Below are 17,310 nucleotides of genomic sequence, written 5' to 3' on the forward strand. Positions count from 1 at the left end.
CGAGATGTCAATATTTACTTATCTTGGTGTATATTATTGTGCTGTAGAACATGCTTTTTCCAAAGATGATATTTGTTTGTAAATAGAAGATCTTTGATTGTAAATTGGGCTTCATTGTTCTCCGCTGTATAAGCAGCTATATATTCCTGCCCGGCTGGTATTTTTGTATAGCCTCTTTGATTCAAATATAATTCTGCATCTATATGCAGAGAAATCGCGTGTATATGCTCGGCAGTATCATAATCCAAGCCGCAACGCCCTTCTATCATATCCTCCAAACCATTTTCATCATAATTTTTTATGGAAAAATTATGCACTATGCGAAATACCGGACAAATTTTTGAAATACTGAGACGGGATTTAAAACAAGCATAGAAACTGCTCGTTTCAATAGCAGAATACCAGATCTGCCAATTTTTCGATGGGTAGGTGCTTTCGTGAGCTTCTTCCTGCCAGTTACCCCATTTTGAGAATATGGCCAGCAAAGTATCGTCAATATTTAAATCCCTGCTGCATAATTGCCTATACAGCGTATCCTCCTTGTCGGCATAAACCCTCATGATATGGGCCGACAACTTTTCTAGGAATTCCGCACGTTCGAAGTTGTCCATAAGATGCGGCTCACTCATCGGCATCTTCATGTGCCTCCCAATCATAGAGAAAATCTGTAAATAGAAACTCCCCCACGCAACCGTATTTCTTATTTGGTATAATGCTGTTAAACCACCCGACACCAACGGCATATTCCTCTGCCTCTGAATCATAAATCATGCGGTAGCCTTCCTTTGAAAAATAATTTGTTGCCCTTTCATGGAAATCTTTTTGTTCCTTGCAATATGGATTAGATGAAACGCCGCTCAGCTCATAACAAGCATATTTTTTTCCTTCCTTGGGCACCATAACATTAAAACCATATCGAATGGTAACAACAGGAATGAGTTTACATATGAATAATTGCGCATCATACTGGATATGAAAATCTCCTCGCTTCTTTTCATGAAAAGTTACACAAAAAGCCCTTACGACAGAAGACATCCCATCTTCCAGAGAGTCCGAATATGCAACGCTGCTGTTCAAGAGATCATAAAATTCTTTTTTGAATTTCAAATTTTTTCTGCATAGCTGCATAAATCGCCCATGATTTGGTTTTCCGTAGAATGCTTCTATACATTGTATTATGTCTTTTCGCAATCGTTTCAACTCTTTCGTAAATTATGTTTACCTGATTTATCTGGAGGTTTTGTTTGATTCATATCAATATCGAATTCCCCTAAATGTTCCCCTCGTTTGTATGTGTTTACTAGCCCGGTTTTTTCTACGGGATCCTCGCGCCAAGCATAGATCTCAACCTAGAAGGGAGTGTTATATTCCGACAAGGGATGCGGCAAATGAATCCTTTTTGTGTTGTTCCCGCTGTTGGCCTCAATATCTAAATCGTAGATATTGCCGTCTCGATCTATGGTAACGGCAACTTTTTGTCCGGTTTTTTCTCTGTACAGCGGGATATACTCGTTTTCCCGCTGGGATTCGTATTCTTCGGTTATCAGTTGTTCTTCTAGCTGTTGCCTTATCTCAGGAATTTTCTCGTAGAGGTTATTCTTCGTCCCGCTCGCCGCCGCACTTGCACCAGAACCAGCATTCCCTCTGACCGCCTTAGCTGCTGCAGCCCCTACAATCGCGCTGACGATCTGTGCGGTGGCGGGATCCTTGATCTTCTTGATCTCGCCGATGATCGCCTCGTTGACTCCTGCACCTATCGCACCAGAAGCAAAGCCTGCTCCCGTAATCTGGCTCATGATGCCGCCGATGATGGCATGGACGGCGACTTTTCTGCCGCTGCAGTCGTCGGGGAGGTTATGGGCGAGGCGGAAGGCTTCTTCGCCGAAGGTCTTGGCAAGCTCCTGTTGCTCTTCAATCTTTTGCTTGTCAAAGATGCGCCCGAGTTCGTTCAGAGCGTTGTTTGTATCACGATTGAGGGCAGAGATGTCCTGCGTGGGATTCTTGCGAATGTCGATTGTTCCCGGTGCAACGGCAGAAGTTGTCGTGCTGTTCGCATCGCCCTTGGCAGGCATGGAAAGGCTGGGGGAGAGGCCTATGGTGTTATAGACCTTGTTCTTCTCTTGGTGGCTCATCTTGTCATAGCTGCCGTAGTGGTGATACTCGGCGCCTATGCTCTTTGCGCTGTAGTTCGCACCGTTCTCCAAATCGCTGAAAGAGAACGTTCCCGTGCTGAGGCGGTTCTTTCCCGCATCCACTTCGCTTGCAATGACCGCGCCCTTGAGGTCGGTGTTCTTTTCGACGTAGATGTCGAAGCTGCCTTTTCCAGCGAAGATACCGGACTGGCCTCTGACGCTTCTATAGTGGGAGTCGATCATTCCTCGGTTCGCTGAAAGGCCGAACGTGGGCTTGGAGAATTTTCCCGCGCGAATATCCCACGAGAGATCGAAGCCTGCCGATGTGTTCTTCTCCTCGTAGGTTTCTTTTTCCTGCAAGGTCTCGATGTTGAGATTGCCGCCGATCTTGGCCGTGACCTTATTGCCCTGCACTGTGCTGCCAAGGATGTTTGTATCCTTGCCTCTTTCGATCTGTAGGGCGTCTTTTGCGGCGATCTTCGTCGGGGTATAATGTGCATAAAGTAGGTGTTTTCATTGGCATAGAGCCAATACTTTAGGGATGTAAAATATTTTTGATGTGCGAAGTTTGAGTAAAATAAAAGGAAACCCAACGCGACGCATATTGCCGATATGTTATTTTTCAAACATGATAATGTGTTGTTTCCCAAGATTTTTCGACTCTAATTTTTCCTTACAGCGCATGTTTTGATGATTCTCTGTGCGCGGAAGCGTTCGTCCAGATGCGCTCATAGCGGAAAATAAAACACTATATGGGAACACCTAATTTATATATTATATCATCAGAGTTCGAGCTTATTCGTTTTGAGCAGGCTAGGATAAACAAACAATACATATCTCCACGAAGGGTTCCTACAGCATACGAAAAACTCATATATTTAGAAATAGATAGCTTCCCACACTCTCCTTTATAGAAGAGGTAGACGCACTCCTCGCTAACTAAAATAAGCAAGTCTCTAATAATTTCAATAAAGTGTATCTGTTTCCACGATGGCACCTCTGCTGTTTCATTTATTCTTCCCAGATTATATTTAATCGGCGAATTGATCCTCTCTACTATATAGTTTTGATTCATATCAGTATATCCCAAAACACGTTTGGAAAAATCGGCATATGTAATGTTTTTTTGATAATCATATCTTATTGCCTTCTGGTAAAGGAGATAATCCCGATAAAATCCTTTGTCGATAGATTTCATATCTTTCTTGGAGATCTGCTCAATGACGGCGCGGGATATATCCACACAAAAGAACTGTTCACTATAATCACCGATATATACTTTGTCCTTTCTCCAATGATAACACATGGAATAAATTACTTCCCGGTATACTGTTGGAATTTTTATGATCTTATACATCTGCTTTAGAAGGTCGATGTGTATAAATCGATTATTCTCCCTACAAAACAACAGAAATTCTCTTGTATCCGTATTTTTGTAGCAAGTTTCTATCATCAAGCCGTGCATAATCTCCATAGAATATATTGTTTTTAAATTTTCATCGTAAACAGTGATTCCTTTATGTCCGTCATTGACCACAATCATATCGTTCATATTTTCTATGAGGCATACTTCTTTTCCTCGCATAATACGTTTTCCCAAATTCGATACAATCATATTTCTTCACATCTCCAATTTCTTCGTAGAATCTGCGGTTCCCGGTCTAATTTCTCCAGTTTGAGGATCGGCTTCTCCCAAATGCTTTCCTCGTTTATCAAAAACCTCCAAATGAGCACTTTTACCGAAATGTTTCGTATCTCGATAATAATAACGATCTCCTTTTTTATATATCTTTACATGGTCTCGAGTTCTTCCTGTAAAACGATATTTTGGATTTCGCAATACAGTCTCTGAATCTAAAGGTATACGTCTGTCTCTTACATAGGCAGGAATATTATTGGTTTGGGGCTTGGAATCCGAAGCAAGGGAATGAGAAGCATCTTTGTTTGTCCCACGCGCTTCTGCTTTGTTAAACAGCTTCAGCAATCTGGGATACTTGCTGAGGTTTATGCCTTTGGCTGCTGCGCCGCCTGGAGCCAAGAAGATGAGGAGTTTTCCTGTTGTCTTTCCCAACTTTGCGGCTTGTTCTTTGGAATCCACATTATTGAAGTCATCTAGATCGGAAAAGAGTTCACTTAGGAGTGCCGGAGGAATTTGTGCCGCTAATGCCGTCTTTTTTGCTATTTCATCTGCAAGACCTCGAATTTCCATGAAGAATTTCCATGGATGCATTCCAGCATCGAGGAGTTCTTCACCTGCATCTATGCCGCTTTGCATGAGACATTCTGCGAAGTAATCCATATGCCCGCGTCGTCTGCCATGGAAGGGGATGGAGAGTTCCTGCGTTGGTTTTAGGTGCAGTTCTTCGCTTAGGGTCTCGTTCGACTCGAAAAAGATCGGCTTCCCGTCCTTTCCGATGCCCAGATATGCATAGTTGCCTTGTAGTCTCCTGAAGTCGTCTGGATCTTGACCCTCCTAGGTGATTTCGCAGTCCCATCCCATGCTAGAGCCGTCCCCGTCATCGACCCAGACAATCATGCCTTTTTGTGGTTGATGGATTTCTACATCAAGGTCTTTTTTTGCATCGTATTGATAGTATCTCCCATTGTGGTAGGTCGCTTCCTTGTCATAGTATCTTTTATGTCCGTGACGATTGTATTTGATGGCATGGAAGCTTCGTTTTTAAGGTCGCTGAAAGAGAACGTCCCTGTCGAGAGGCGGTTCTTTCCCGCATCTGCTTCGCTTGCAATGACCGCGCCCTTGAGGTCGGCATTCTTTTCGTTTTGGATGTGCGAAGCCTGCACATGGATCGTATTGCCGTAGATTCTGCCCGTGGCGTTGTTCTTGAGATTCGAGGCGGTGATAGCGGCTCCTTCGTCGGCTTGCATGAGGCCGCGATTTTCTATATCTGCCGTATGAATGGCGAGGCTTTTTCCGGAGATTTCTCCCACAGCCGTTTGCGTAAGGCTTCCTGTCGTTGCAAGGGAAAGCGTGCCGCCTGCGTTCATCGTCTTTTGATTGTGGATGTTCGGCTACACGGAGAAGGATTGAAAAATTTTTCGATTCGGGCATAGAATGTCACTAAATGGCAGTCGATGTCCTCTTGATGTCACTGGGTTGATTTTGATATGATAGAATCAGTAAGAGTAGGAAGAAGCCATCGAGGGAGAAATCCCGTCGGTGGCTTTTTTGATGAAGGGGAAGCGATGCCGAGGAAACCGAAACGCCCATGTCGCTACGGTGGCTGTCCCAATTTGACGGGCAGCAAGAGCGGCTACTGCGAGAAGCATGAGAAACCGATGCAGAGGTACTACGAACGTTTTGCTCGCGGCTACAGACAGCACGAGCGGTACGGCAGTGTGTGGCGAAAGATTCGTGACAGGCATCTGGCACGAGAACCGTTATGCGAGATGTGCAAAGAGCACGGACGCTTTGTGGCGGCGACACTCGTGCATCACATCAAGCCGCTTGGCGATGGCGGCACGCATGACGAGAGCAATCTCATGTCGCTCTGCATTAGCTGTCACGAGAAAATTCACCAAAGAAAAAAGCCGTCCTAAATGAACAGCTTATTCATCGAATATATCTGCATGAGTTCCAGTTTCGACAAGGGTCAAGGTTAGGATGTCATTTTCAACGAGGTACACCAACAACCAATCAGGTTGAACATGACACTCGCGAAACCCCGCCCAATTTCCGTGGAGTTCGTGGTCACGGTATTTGGCATCCAGCTTGTGTCCCTGCCGCAATTTATCGACAACATCATCTAATAGTTTGAGTTTCAAGCCGCGTTTTTTTGCACGCTTGTAACTTTTCTTATAGGCGCTGGTGAATTTGATGCGATAAGTCATTCTTCCAAGGCCCTCTTTAGCTCATCCATATTGTCGTAGCTGGGGACGTTCGGGTCGCGGGAGATTTTTCTTGCTTCGTCCATAGCGGCCAAAGTGCTTTGCTTATAATGGGGCATTTCGACAGAAAAAGGGATGCCTCCACGAAGAACGCACTGATGCAGAAACATGTTAACGGCACCGGACATATCCAAGCCCAACCCGGAAAACAAAATCCCGGCCTGTTCCTTTATATCTCGGTCAATTCTTATTTGAGTAGGGACAGTTGACATGGTGATCACACTCCTTTCTTTTAGAAATAGTATAGCTTGTTTGGTTTACGATGTAAAGCGAAATTCTTACTCATGACTGGGGAGGAGCAGTCAAATCTCCAAAAGCGCGCCATTGCTGGACCAGCGATGGGTCACGCGCAAAAAAAGAACGGTTCATAGAATTCCCCATGACGGAATTGGACGAAGCAGACCTTGCAGATGCCGCAGAGCTTTTCGGTGCAGATATGCCGAATCCGAGTGAGTATCTGTCTGCTCGGCAAAGGAACGGCAAGCCTCTCGTCGCGGACGAGATTTTCCGCGAAACATGGCTGTGGCCCAAGGAGCGCGGCTGTGAGCGTCTGGTGAATCCACGACTCCTCGAAAGTTACGCGCAGGCCTTCGCCCGCTTCATCCAATGCGAGGAAGCTGTGAGTCAATACGGGCTCATTGGCAAGCATACGACGCGACAGGCGGTGCGATTGCAAGCCCCTTCGTTCAGATGGGGCAGGCATTCCAGAAGCAGTCTAACCTGCTTTGGTACGAGATTTTCGATATCGTGAAGCAGAACTGCACGACGACGTTCAGCGGCTCGTCGCAAGAAGACCGAATGGAGCAACTGCTCCGATCGAGGAAGTAAAAGAAGCACCAATCCATAGATAGTGCTTCTTGTTTTGCGCTACGGTTAATCGAGATCTTGGCTCAGGTCAAGTACTCCTGCACAATACCAGAACCGTCCATTTAAAAATCCATTATCGTTTTTTTAGGTAGTTTCGGTAGAATTTCTTCCGGTATTGGGGGAAACAGCACTCAAGAACCTTATGATTCTTTTATCTGTTCGTGGCGGCGACGCTCGTGCATCACATCAAGCCGCTCGGCGATGGCGGCACGCATGACGAGAGCAATCTCATGTCGCTCTCATTAGCTGTCACGAGAAAATTCATCGGAGAAGCCGAGAAAGATAAAAGCCGACTCAAAAAGAATCGGCTAGAAGAGATCAGAGTGTGAACCTGTGCGGGAAGCGGCTAGGATAAGCTGTCCCTTGTCGATAGCATAGACGAGCAGCCAATCGGGAGCGACATGGCATTCACGAAACCCGATGTAATCACCGACAAGCGCGTGATCGCGATGCTTTTCAGACAAGGGTTCTTCTGCGCAGAGTGTTTGCAGGACATCGTCCAGCTTTTTCATATTCGCCCCGCGTTTTCGCAGACGTTTCAAGTCCTTGCGAAATTGCGTGGTAGTTACGAGTTCAAGCATCGCCGTCCTCCTCACCTAAGTCTTTTAAAAGTGCACTTAGGGAACGATAGCGTTTTGCCTCGATTTTCCCGTCCATAATGGCGCGCGCTTCATCGATGGCTAGTAGCGTCTCTTTATTGTAGCGCGGCAGCTTCGGCTGGAAGGGAAAGCCGCCCTCCATTATGGATGCGTGCAGAAAGATGTTGATGGCATCGGTGATGGATATGCCGAAGCTGGAAAAGACATCCTCTGCTTGGGCTTTCACCGTAGGCTCGATGCGCATGTTGATGGTGGCAGTTTTGGTCATGATACGATTCCTCCTTTCATTTATTGTAATGCGAAAGTGAAGCAGATGCAAGCTGTGTTTTGGCATCCCCCGGGGGCGGTAAAATCTCCAAAAGTGCGCTATTGTCGGACCGACGATGGGTCACGCGCAAAAAAAGAACGGTTCATGGAATTCCCCATGACGGAATTGGACGGAGCAGACCTTGCAGATGCCGCAGAGCTTTTCGGTGCAGATATGCCGAATCCGAGTGAGTACCTGTCTGCGCGGCAGTCTGCGCGAATTCGACTTCATCAATCCCGTCATCATTGACAAGAACTGCGGCATCCTCGCAGGTCACGGGCGCGTTGCCGCTGCCAAGGCGGAGGGGATGAAGAGTGTGCCAGAAGCGCGTGGTGTATCTGCCGACGAATAGTTTCTATCAGGTGCTCTCAGCAGAGGCCTATTCAAAGCACGGATTCAACATCCACGGCGTTGTGTTTGACGAACTTCACACGTAGCCGAATCGCAAGCTCTTTGACGTTATGACGAAAGGCTCGGGCGATGCGCGAATGCAACCGCTCTACTTCCTCATCACGACGGCGGGGACAAATCGCCGAGATTATCGAGAGCAAGGCCGTCGAGTACGGATTCACGATGCAGGAAAACACGATGGGCTGGGCAAACGAGCGCGACCGCGACACCTGCATCCGCATCGAGATTCGCAAAGAGACGGATTACGAGAAGACGGATTGGGAAGACCGCAAGGTTTTCCGAGACATCGAAGCCAACGCCAGAATTTGCCAGATGGGCGGACATCCCACGCCGGAGGAACTTTTGAAAGCCGCCGACGAGATTGCGCGAGGTGCGAAATTCACCGCCGAAATCAACGGCATGGAGCTTTCCTGCATCGAAACCTTCTGAGCCGAAAAAAGGAGCGCCGCTCGGAAAGGCGGTGCTCCTGCTTATTACATAATTTGTTCTTGGATATTCTATTGTTCTGTTCAATTCCAATATTTGCTCAACATGATATGGTTCATTCGACTGCCGAAGGAAAGATACTCTTCACCGCCGATGGCATAGCATCCGCCGCTTGAATAGCGGTCATCATAATCGATTTTCGGGATGCTTTTCAGATGATAAGCCTGTGCAAATTCATACGGAGTGTTTTCGCAGTTTAGTCCTGAGCGGTCAAGCGAAGCAGAACTCCCCCTCATAAGGATGATGCGGTCAACCGTATTCGCGTCGAATGTGACTGCGATGCCTAGGCTACGATAATACCAACCATAGGTATTCACATAAGGAGATAGATTCCTTGTTTCTGTAGGAGCACCGAGTACTTGTGCCACATCAGCTGAGATCATACCGGCAAGGTTCTCGGACTTTATCCTCTGCTTCCAGACAAGATGGAAGTTAGCCGCGACAGCCGCACAGGGGGAATCTACTACACTTACACCAGAAGTGCGGAGGAGAATCCGAACTTCAAGGACAAAGGACAGATTCGTTTGCGGCGTGAGGATGTGTTGCATATTCCAGGACTAGGCTTCGACGGTCTTGTGGGCTATTCACCCATTGCTATGGCAAAGAATACCGTCGGCATCGCTCTGGCGACGGAGGAATACGGCGCGGCATTTTCCGACATGGTGCGTGTCCAGGTGGTGTCTTGGAGTATCCGGGCGTATTGAAAGACCCGTCGAAGCTGCGCGAAAGCTGGCACGCCGTCTACGGCGGTGCGATGAATACGGGCAGAATCGCCGTTCTCGAAGAGGGCGTCAAGTATCAGCAGATTGCCATACCGCCAGAAGAAGCGCAGTTCCTTGAGACGAGGAAGTTCCAGATCGATGAGATTGCGCGGCTCTATCGCGTGCCGCCGCATATGATCGGCGACTTGGAGAAATCGAGCTTCAACAATATCGAGCAGCAATCCTTGGAGTTCGTCAAGTACACGCTGAATCCGTGAGTCGTGCGCTGGGAGCAGTCACTGCAGAAAGCCTTGCTTACGGATAAGGAGCGAGAGGAATATTTCATTCGCTTCAAGGTGGACGGGCTTTTGCGCGGGGACTACAAGAGCCGCATGGAAGGGTACGCTATCGGCAGACAGAACGGTTGGCTCTCCACGAACGACATCCGAAGTCTTGAGGACCTCAATCCTCAACGGCGACGGTGTGCACAAGCCGCAGGGGCTTATTGCTACGGGGCAGATTTCCCTCACCCAGCGGCGGCAGACATCAAGGCGGACGAGCCTCTTTCCTTCGTCTACACGCTCAAGCGTCCTACCGCAAGAATGCGGCATTTCTTGGCAACGACTAGACGCTTGCAAGTATCCGCAACTTAAGGACAACAATGGCGCCTATCTGTGGTAGCCCTCGTACCAGATGGGCGAACCCGACCGGCTGCTCGGCCATCCCGTGTATTCCTCAGCATATATGCCCGCTATCGCAGCGGGCAAGACCGTCATCGCATTCGGCGATTACTCCTACTATAACATCGGGGATCACGGCATCCGCGCCCTGCAGGAAATCAAGGAACTGTTCGAGGGCAACAGTATGTTAGGTGAGAGTGTCCATGAGCGAACTGCGTCACCGAATTTCTATCCTACGTCCCGTCACGGATACAGATGATGAGGGAAATATACTCGCGCAGTCCATGTAGGAGATTGCAAAGGCATGGGCGATTGTTCTGCCCTTTGCGGCGAAAATCTCCGACGGGTATGCGGAGAAGGTGCAGGAGGTGGATTATCGCGTAGTCATTCTCGTTACCGTGCGGATGTACGAGTGACGGATCGTATCCGTTGGGGGACAAAATGCTCACACCGATTGCGCCACCGTATCCGCTTGGCGGAAAGAAACGATGGCTTGTTCTGGAATGCAGGGAGTTGGTGGAGGATGCCTGAACCGTCGTCTGCGCAGGATGAATCATCTGGGGAAATGGAAAAAGCAGGAGGTTTTTGATGATGGATCAGATTTTAACAATACGCCTCTATGTAGCGGGCATCGGCATCGTGGTTGGGGCGTTCCTCGGCAGTTTCGGCGATCTGCTCTATGCCCTTGTTATGTTTGTGGCAACGGATTATGTTATGGGAGTTCTCCGTGCGATTGTGGAAAAGAAACTGTCGAGTGCCAGCGACTTCAAGGGAATCTGCAAGAAAGTTTGCATCTTCACCCTTGTCGGCGTGGCAAACGTGCTGGATACACACTTCATCGGCAGCAGCTGCCTCCTGCGCTCCGACGTGATCTTCTTCTACATCTCGAATGAGCGAATCTCCATCATCGAGAACGCAGTACGAATGGGGCTTCCCGTTCCGCAGAAATTGCAGGACATGATGCACAGCATTAAAAATCAGGAGGGTACATAACAACTTCAATGCCCAGCGGATAATCGTCGGGCGTTGAAGTTTGTGTGAAGCATATTTTTATTCTGCAAGCTCTTTATATCTGCACCCCCATTGTTTCATAGCTGCAATGATGGGATTTAGGGATTCGCCCAATGAAGAGAGTGCATATTCCACACGCGGCGGCACTTCAGGGTAAACGGTGCGCGTGATGATGCCGTCAGCCTCCATCTGTCGAAGACTGTCCGTCAGTACCTTCTGGCTGCTCCCCCCAGAGCTCTTTGCAATTCGTTAAAACGCCAAGGACGCAAGATGAGATTCCTGATAATAAGAAGCTTCCACTTGCTTCCAATCATGCTGACTGTCGTTGCGACATCGCATTCCGGAAGATCTTCTTTTTTGGCATGACAAACCATCTCCTCACATTATATATGCAGCACTTAAAATGAAATGTTACATACTATATATAATGTAACAGCCGCAAAATTTCAATAACCTGCCACTCTGTTATAGAAGAGTTTCTTTCGTTATACTTACTTTGAGGTAACGCAGGTTACAAAATTGTGCGTACTTGCGGAAGGTTACATCCTTGAATATAATCGAAATCCCAGGAGGCAATGATGCCTGCTGGATGTCGATAAGGAGGACGATCATGGCGTTATCAAACCTTTCCGGATGGACGGAAGACAAGACTGCCAGCGGCTGCGGAGCAGCCTGCGGTGCAGGTGACAAGCCCAATGAGGAACCTGCTGCCTGCGGTGCTGATGACAAGCCTGCAGAAGCCCCTGCAGCCTGCGGTGCCGGCGACAAGCCACAAGAGAAGCCGTCGGCTTGCGGGTCTTCCTGCGGCGCAGGTGACAAATAAGATTGGGATAAAAACCTTTCTTGTTTGAGCAGAACGGGAATCCTCCAGCTTTATCAGGGTTGGAGGATTCTTTTTGAAAGAAAACAGCTGCGCAGATGATACAGTTGAAACGGACAACGGTGAAAGATCATGAAACCATACTTTTCCTTTCAATGGCACATAACAGATGCATGTGACCAGAGGTGCAAGCACTGCTATATTTATTCCGCCGGCGACCATACCTGTATTCTTTCCATGACATGGAAGCAGATGGAAAGCACCTTCTACAACTGCCTTGATTTCTGCGAAGTATATGGAAGAACGCCCTATTTTTATATTACGGGCGGTGATCCGATCCTGCATCCTGATTTCTGGAAACTGCTTAAACTGATTCACGATCATGCGATCAAGTTCACGATTCTCGGCAATCCGTTTCATCTGAATGACCAGATTTGTCGGGAGTTGAAATGGTATGGCTGTGAGAAGTACCAGCTTTCTCTTGATGGACTCAGGGAAACGCACGATTGGTTCAGGAAGCCAGGCTCTTATGACTGTACCTTAGAAAAGATTGCCTGTCTCAACAAAGCGGGCATACGGAGCGTCATCATGACCACGGTATCCAAAACGAATCGTATGGAAGTATCAGGCATCATTGATGCGGTCGCGTTGGCGGGGGTGAATGTATTTGCCTTTTCCAGATACGTTCCGAGCGGCGATGATCTGGATGTGTCCATGACAGCGCAGGAATATCGGGATCTGCTTGCTGTCTGCGATCAGAAGTTCAAAGAATATGCAGAGCAGGGGTGCGATACCTACTTCAACAAAAAGGATCACCTATGGACGTTGTATGAATACGAGACAGGGGCATTTAAGATTCCCCCAAACGCGAAGACCGGTATGATCTATGGCGGCTGCAACTGTGGAAACTGTCATATCACCATTCTTCCTTCCGGCGATATCTACGCTTGTCGCAGAGTAGCAGACAGCAAGGTCGGAAATGGTTTTGAAGACCGTCTTGCTGATGTATGGGTGACAAGCATGGAAAGTTATCGAGAATACGAGCGGTTTGGTAAATGTGCGCGATGCAAACTGCTTGCATGGTGCAGGGGCTGCCCTGCCGTGGCAAAGGGGACAAGCGGTAGCTTTTATGCCGAAGATCCGCAGTGCTGGGCAGATGAAAACGGAATACTGTTTCAATAAAAACTCAAGATAAGAAGGATATGCCACATGAAAACAATGAGAGCGATTGTGATCGATAAGCCGACAACAGCAGAAAATATCACGTTTTCAGAGGTCGCTGTTCCTGCAGGCAAACATGGTTGGGTTCTTGTAAAGATCAAGGCATTTGGACTGAACCATTCGGAGCAGATTATCTGGGAACATGAAATCCTGCGGGATTATATCAAGAAACCCGTCATCCCCGGCATTGAATGCGTAGGCGTGATCGAGGATGCGTCCGATACAGATCTGAGCGTTGGGCAAAAGGTGGTCGCCCTTATGGGCGGCATGGGGAGAAGCTTTGACGGCAGCTATGCCGAATATGCACTTTTGCCGCGACAACATGTGTTTCCGGTCGATACGGAAATGAGCTGGGTCGAGATGGGCGCTGTTCCAGAAACCTACTATACCGCATGGGGATCGCTGATGCAGCGTCTGCAGCTGAGGCGTGATGACACGCTTCTGATCCGCGGCGCAAGCTGCGCTCTGGGGTATGCCGCGATGCAGCTGGCCAAGGCACTTGGCTGTAAAATCATCGCAACCACACACCGGGACAAACACCTGCATTTGCTTCAGGAAGGCGGTGCGGATGAATCTGTCCTTGACGATGGAGAGATCGCCGACAAGATTTGCGGAGCAACGAAGGCACTGGAACTGATCGGCTGCAAAACATTATTTGATACGATGCGGTCGGTAGAACCCGGCGGCATCATTTGTTATACCGGCGTTCTTGGAAATGTATTTGCATTCCAGAGCTTTTCGTCGCTGAATCACATACCAAATGGCGTATATCTGACCGGATTTCACTCGAATGATCCAACGGATGATGATTTGAGGGACATTTTCAGTTTTATAGACAAGTATAACTTAAAGCCGCTCACCGGAGCGATATATCGTTTCGACGACATCAGGCAGGCGCTGATTGACCTTGATGGCCATAAGGTGCAGGGAAAGATTGTCATCTGCATGGAGTAATGTGGATACATGAACGCGAATACGCAATCAGGCATTTCTCTTCATCTCGAATGAAGGAATCTCAATTGTAGGACACGCAGCGAGGATGGGGCTTCCTGTACCGAAGAAATTACAGGACATGGTGCATAGTCTTAAAAATCAATAATTAGTTTAACCTCAACGCCCGGCGAATGATCGTCGGGTTATTTTTATGCCTCCGAAGGTGGCCAAAAGTGCCGGTTTTGTCTGCTGTTCCATGAAGGGAGATGTTGAAATGAGCAAGGAAGAAGGACTTGGGGAAGTGACGTATCAGATGGTGATGCGTGCTTCATGGAAAATGCTGCAGAGCGAACTTTTGTCAGAGAACGAGTATATTGCCTTTGAAGCGAAAATGCGTGAGAAATATCGCCCCGTCATCGGGCTTCTATTTTCAGATATTGGCTCGCTATTGTGCGGATAGTACGGGAATATGAGCATGGAAAGGAGCAGATGAGATGAAAATACGAAGAGTTGAACGCAGCGTTCCTGTCATGCGCCCGAAAATACGTGTAGCCACATATGCCCGCGTTTCTGTGGATACGCTTCACCACTCTCTTGCGGCGCAGGTCAGTTATTACAGCCCCCTCATCCAGAAGAATCCCGCATGGGAGTACGCAGGTGTTTACGCAGATGAAGGAATCACAGGCACAAGTACCGCGCATCGGACGGAGTTCAAGCGGCTGATTGCGGACTGCAACACCGGGAAGATCGATTTGGTGCTCGTCAAAAGCATCAGCTGCTTTGCCTGCGACACTGTAGATTGCCTTCATACCGTCCGACGCTTGAAAGAGAAGGGGATCGCCGTCCGTTTCGAGCGCGAGAACATTGATTCCATGTCTGAGGACGGAGATGTCCAATGCGTGAAAATGATACAAAGGCTATCGCTGCCATACGTCGTGAAACCGCAGTATACAAGGGATTTCAGAGATTTCTCTGTCTGGAAGCTCGTTGATTTTTGACGATGTTCAGCGATTTTTCGCTCGATGGAAGATTGACCAACTGGCAGGGGTGTCAAAGTGTTTGACACCCCTATGGCACACTCGAAAGGAAAAATATCAGAGTTCATGAAGGCTTACGGGAACTGGCTTCACGAGCATTTTTACGACTCGGATTTTTGACACCCTTGTCGAGAATCAGCCATTGACATTTTGCTTAAATAACGGTCTTCAAAAACGTATGCCAGTTATGGACGTTCTGTCATAGGCATAAATCTTAAGCAGGAATAGAGAACCCAATTGTCGAAAACAAATATTAATATAGGTATTTATGGGAAGGAAGAAGAGCCAACTTGAATGAAGGAAACACTCGATAGATAGTGAATTTCTTGAAAAAGTTATATATAACTATTGACGGCTGCGCAACGTTATACTATAATTTGATTATGTCATATAGTTATATATAATCATTTATGGGAGGGGTTGCCTGTGGCTCTCGAAACATCAAGTCAAGCGCCGTTCATGTTGCTTTCTAAAGAAGAACTGCTTGCCTTGAAAGACATGCCCAACAAGGATGTGGCGCGGGATGGCATGAATCTGCTTCGAGCAAAATTCGTGCCTGATTTGGCGGATTTCGTGTCTTTTGCGTTATTGGCATATTGGAAGAAGTCTGTTCCAGACGATAATAAAGAGACCTTGAGGAATTTGACAGAGTGGTTGGTAGAAGATGATTCTGTAAAGATAAAGCTTCGTAATGTATTAGGAAACTGTTTCCGTGAAATCATCGCATTTGCTGATGAATGGAGTTCGAAGGAACTGCTTGCCGTGATTGTGAATGATTTCTCGTGGTATGCTAAAAATGATGGAAAGCGAAGCGGGTTGTCCGATACACCGAAGCCATTTGCATATATAGCGAGGGAATTGCTCTGTATTGGCGCGGGGGAAACGGTGCTCGACTACTGCTCGGGGACGGCAGGGTTTATCCTTGATGCCTATCTGCACACAGAAGCTGCAAAGTATTATGGAACGGAAATTTCCACCGAGGCTGCCATTGTAAGCAAAATAAGGGCGTTGTTCTTGGGCGATGCGCTTTTTATTCGTCAAGGCAACAGCGTGACTGCTGAACTCAATGCGGATAAAGTATTCGCTGACCCGCCCTTTGGCATGAAAGATGATTATGGCATAGAAAAATGGCGGCCACAAGATACCGGCCTCGCCCTTGTTTATGAAAGCATTCCCAGAACCCGGCGTATGGATTGGGCATTTGTGCTGTCTGCTCTTACCAGACAAAAAGACGGCGGGAGAACGGTCATATTGACCTACGACAGCCTGTTGTTCCGAGCCTCTAAGGGCGAGCAGGAAATGCGTCGTAGACTTGTGAAAAGCGGACGTTTGGAGTCAGTTATTGCTTTGCCTCAAGGGATTCTTCCTGCGACCAATATTCTGTGTGACTTGTTGGTGTTTAGTCATGGCAATACCAGCGTAAAGATGGTGGATGCAAGAGATTGCAGAGTAAAAGAGCGTTTCACCAGCGAAATGACGCAGGAAAACCTGGATGAAGTTTTGCGGCGAGTGAGCGAAGTGACGGACTACAGCCGCACGGTATCCCACGAGGAGATTGCCGAGCGGGAATATGGTCTAAGCCCCGTGGATTATATGGCGTCTGCTCGTATCAAGGTTGAAAATGGTGTACCCTTGGGGAATTTACTTATTTCGTTAGAACGAGGGCAGCTTGTGCCGGCGGCAAAGCTGGAGGCGCTTTCCACCAAGGAAGAAACAGAATTTCAATATCTCATGCTTAAGGACGTCGAGGATGATGCCATCCGCACGCCTCTGCCATACTTGACAGACATACCGGAAGCATGGGACAAGTACTGTGTAACGACAGGAAGTCTGGTCATATCTCGCAGTGCGCCGATAAAGGTCGCCATCATTCCCGATTTGAAGGGGAAGAAGGTTCTAGCCAACGGCAATATGTATTTTATGAAACTTGACGAGAACCGTGTAAACTCCATCTATGTGCTTTGCTACCTAAAAAGTCGGGAGGGTATCAAGCAAATAGAATTTCTATCAAAAGGCTGTTCTATTACAACGCTTTCCATTAAGGACTTGCAAAAGATTCTCATCCCTATGCTACCTATCGAGGAACAGGCAGAGCTTGCGGAGAAATATACATCGCTCCGCCGTCACATTGCCTCGCTGAAACGACAAGAGCGTGAATTGGAGGGTAAAATTGCCTCCCTCATAGAGGAGGTGCATTGA

At 47.8% G+C, this 17,310-nt stretch carries 20 protein-coding genes and 9 pseudogenes; 17 read left to right on the plus strand and 12 right to left on the minus strand.

Going from position 1 to position 17,310, the window contains the following annotated elements:
* Positions 1-14: 14 nt before the first annotated feature.
* From OL236_RS03570 to OL236_RS03595, 6 genes are all read right to left on the minus strand, one after another.
* Positions 15-641 carry a hypothetical protein gene (locus tag OL236_RS03570; protein ID WP_265071353.1) on the minus strand — a complete coding sequence of 209 codons (627 nt, stop codon included), beginning with the start codon at positions 639-641 and terminating at the stop codon, positions 15-17.
* Complete coding sequence (locus OL236_RS03575) at positions 622-1,107, minus strand: hypothetical protein (protein ID WP_265071354.1); 486 nt, start codon at positions 1,105-1,107, stop codon at positions 622-624. Before OL236_RS03575 ends, OL236_RS03570 begins: the two co-directional genes overlap by 20 nt.
* 242 nt (positions 1,108-1,349) lie before the next feature.
* Entirely contained in the window at positions 1,350-2,609 is a 1,260-nt protein-coding gene (locus OL236_RS03580) for a hemagglutinin repeat-containing protein (protein WP_413777389.1), read from the minus strand.
* Between the two features lie 271 nt (positions 2,610-2,880).
* Complete coding sequence (locus OL236_RS03585; RefSeq protein WP_265071355.1) at positions 2,881-3,684, minus strand: hypothetical protein; 804 nt, start codon at positions 3,682-3,684, stop codon at positions 2,881-2,883.
* A gap of 69 nt (positions 3,685-3,753) precedes the next feature.
* Entirely contained in the window at positions 3,754-4,431 is a 678-nt protein-coding gene (locus tag OL236_RS03590; protein WP_265071356.1) for a hypothetical protein, read from the minus strand.
* Positions 4,432-4,691: 260 nt separating this feature from the next.
* Entirely contained in the window at positions 4,692-5,138 is a 447-nt protein-coding gene (locus OL236_RS03595) for a hypothetical protein (RefSeq protein WP_265071357.1), read from the minus strand.
* Between the two features lie 198 nt (positions 5,139-5,336).
* Here OL236_RS03595 and OL236_RS03600 point away from each other — a divergent pair, with 198 nt between their 5' ends.
* Entirely contained in the window at positions 5,337-5,690 is a 354-nt protein-coding gene (locus OL236_RS03600; protein ID WP_265071358.1) for an HNH endonuclease, read from the plus strand.
* Positions 5,691-5,699: 9 nt separating this feature from the next.
* On the opposite strand, the gene OL236_RS03605 is transcribed toward OL236_RS03600, so the two are convergent.
* Both OL236_RS03605 and OL236_RS03610 read right to left on the minus strand, forming a co-directional pair.
* Positions 5,700-5,981 (minus strand): type II toxin-antitoxin system YafQ family toxin, encoded by a 282-nt coding sequence (locus OL236_RS03605; protein WP_265071359.1) that lies wholly within the window; start codon positions 5,979-5,981, stop codon positions 5,700-5,702.
* Positions 5,978-6,250: a type II toxin-antitoxin system RelB/DinJ family antitoxin gene (locus OL236_RS03610; protein WP_037370401.1), complete on the minus strand. Its 273-nt coding sequence runs from the start codon at positions 6,248-6,250 to the stop codon at positions 5,978-5,980. The genes OL236_RS03605 and OL236_RS03610 overlap by 4 nt, the downstream gene beginning before the upstream one ends.
* A gap of 62 nt (positions 6,251-6,312) precedes the next feature.
* On the opposite strand from OL236_RS03610, the pseudogene OL236_RS03615 reads away from it, so the two are divergent.
* Positions 6,313-6,866, plus strand: a pseudogene (locus OL236_RS03615) (P27 family phage terminase small subunit).
* A gap of 197 nt (positions 6,867-7,063) precedes the next feature.
* A pseudogene (locus tag OL236_RS03620) lies at positions 7,064-7,191 on the plus strand (HNH endonuclease); the annotation flags it as partial.
* Positions 7,192-7,213: 22 nt separating this feature from the next.
* On the opposite strand, the gene OL236_RS03625 reads toward OL236_RS03620, so the two are convergent.
* Together OL236_RS03625 and OL236_RS03630 are read right to left on the minus strand one after the other, a co-directional pair.
* On the minus strand, positions 7,214-7,486 hold the full coding sequence (locus tag OL236_RS03625) for a type II toxin-antitoxin system YafQ family toxin (RefSeq protein WP_265071360.1): 273 nt from the start codon (positions 7,484-7,486) through the stop codon (positions 7,214-7,216).
* A complete protein-coding gene (locus OL236_RS03630; protein ID WP_009646550.1) occupies positions 7,479-7,772 on the minus strand; it encodes a type II toxin-antitoxin system RelB/DinJ family antitoxin in 294 nt (97 codons plus the stop codon). The genes OL236_RS03625 and OL236_RS03630 overlap by 8 nt, the downstream gene beginning before the upstream one ends.
* A gap of 238 nt (positions 7,773-8,010) precedes the next feature.
* Between OL236_RS03630 and OL236_RS03635 the strand changes: the two are divergent.
* The 3 genes and pseudogenes from OL236_RS03635 to OL236_RS03645 form a co-directional block, all read left to right on the plus strand.
* Positions 8,011-8,133, plus strand: a pseudogene (locus tag OL236_RS03635) (ParB N-terminal domain-containing protein); the annotation flags it as partial.
* A pseudogene (locus tag OL236_RS03640) lies at positions 8,132-8,341 on the plus strand (terminase large subunit); the annotation flags it as partial. The pseudogenes OL236_RS03635 and OL236_RS03640, both read left to right, overlap by 2 nt.
* 43 nt (positions 8,342-8,384) lie before the next feature.
* Positions 8,385-8,651, plus strand: a complete 267-nt coding sequence (locus OL236_RS03645) for a hypothetical protein (RefSeq protein WP_265071362.1) — start codon at positions 8,385-8,387, stop codon at positions 8,649-8,651.
* 80 nt (positions 8,652-8,731) lie between these two features.
* On the opposite strand, the gene OL236_RS03650 is transcribed toward OL236_RS03645, so the two are convergent.
* Positions 8,732-9,091, minus strand: coding sequence for a hypothetical protein (locus OL236_RS03650; protein ID WP_265071363.1), 360 nt, complete (start codon positions 9,089-9,091; stop codon positions 8,732-8,734).
* On the opposite strand from OL236_RS03650, the pseudogene OL236_RS03655 reads away from it, so the two are divergent.
* The 4 genes and pseudogenes from OL236_RS03655 to OL236_RS03670 all read left to right on the plus strand — a co-directional run.
* Positions 9,086-9,879: pseudogene (locus OL236_RS03655) on the plus strand (phage portal protein); the annotation flags it as partial. The gene OL236_RS03650 and the pseudogene OL236_RS03655 overlap by 6 nt on opposite strands.
* 223 nt (positions 9,880-10,102) lie before the next feature.
* On the plus strand, positions 10,103-10,348 hold the full coding sequence (locus tag OL236_RS12510; protein WP_265071364.1) for a phage major capsid protein: 246 nt from the start codon (positions 10,103-10,105) through the stop codon (positions 10,346-10,348).
* Positions 10,281-10,620, plus strand: a pseudogene (locus OL236_RS03665) (head-tail adaptor protein). The gene OL236_RS12510 and the pseudogene OL236_RS03665 overlap by 68 nt, the downstream one beginning before the upstream one ends.
* Before the next feature lie 60 nt (positions 10,621-10,680).
* Complete coding sequence (locus tag OL236_RS03670; RefSeq protein WP_265071778.1) at positions 10,681-11,082, plus strand: holin family protein; 402 nt, start codon at positions 10,681-10,683, stop codon at positions 11,080-11,082.
* 57 nt (positions 11,083-11,139) lie between these two features.
* Here the strand turns inward: OL236_RS03670 and OL236_RS12515 are convergent.
* Positions 11,140-11,474: pseudogene (locus OL236_RS12515) on the minus strand (winged helix-turn-helix transcriptional regulator).
* Between the two features lie 236 nt (positions 11,475-11,710).
* Between OL236_RS12515 and acgA the strand changes: the two are divergent.
* The 7 genes and pseudogenes from acgA to OL236_RS03710 all read left to right on the plus strand — a co-directional run bounded on the left by acgA (position 11,711) and on the right by OL236_RS03710 (position 17,310).
* Positions 11,711-11,923, plus strand: a complete 213-nt coding sequence (gene acgA / locus OL236_RS03680; RefSeq protein WP_265071365.1) for an ACGX-repeat peptide — start codon at positions 11,711-11,713, stop codon at positions 11,921-11,923.
* A gap of 129 nt (positions 11,924-12,052) precedes the next feature.
* Complete coding sequence (gene acgM / locus OL236_RS03685; RefSeq protein ID WP_265071366.1) at positions 12,053-13,102, plus strand: radical SAM/SPASM domain protein, ACGX system; 1,050 nt, start codon at positions 12,053-12,055, stop codon at positions 13,100-13,102.
* Positions 13,103-13,129: 27 nt separating this feature from the next.
* Positions 13,130-14,095 (plus strand): alcohol dehydrogenase catalytic domain-containing protein, encoded by a 966-nt coding sequence (locus tag OL236_RS03690; protein WP_265071367.1) that lies wholly within the window; start codon positions 13,130-13,132, stop codon positions 14,093-14,095.
* Between the two features lie 34 nt (positions 14,096-14,129).
* Positions 14,130-14,240: pseudogene (locus tag OL236_RS03695) on the plus strand (phage holin family protein); the annotation flags it as partial.
* Positions 14,241-14,348: 108 nt separating this feature from the next.
* Positions 14,349-14,534 carry an SHOCT domain-containing protein gene (locus OL236_RS03700; RefSeq protein ID WP_265071368.1) on the plus strand — a complete coding sequence of 62 codons (186 nt, stop codon included), beginning with the start codon at positions 14,349-14,351 and terminating at the stop codon, positions 14,532-14,534.
* A 34-nt stretch (positions 14,535-14,568) separates the two neighbouring features.
* Positions 14,569-14,967, plus strand: a pseudogene (locus OL236_RS03705) (recombinase family protein); the annotation flags it as partial.
* Positions 14,968-15,537: 570 nt separating this feature from the next.
* Entirely contained in the window at positions 15,538-17,310 is a 1,773-nt protein-coding gene (locus tag OL236_RS03710; protein ID WP_265071369.1) for a type I restriction-modification system subunit M/S, read from the plus strand.

Source organism: Selenomonas sputigena, assembly GCF_026015965.1.
Taxonomy (GTDB): Bacteria; Bacillota; Negativicutes; order Selenomonadales; family Selenomonadaceae; genus Selenomonas.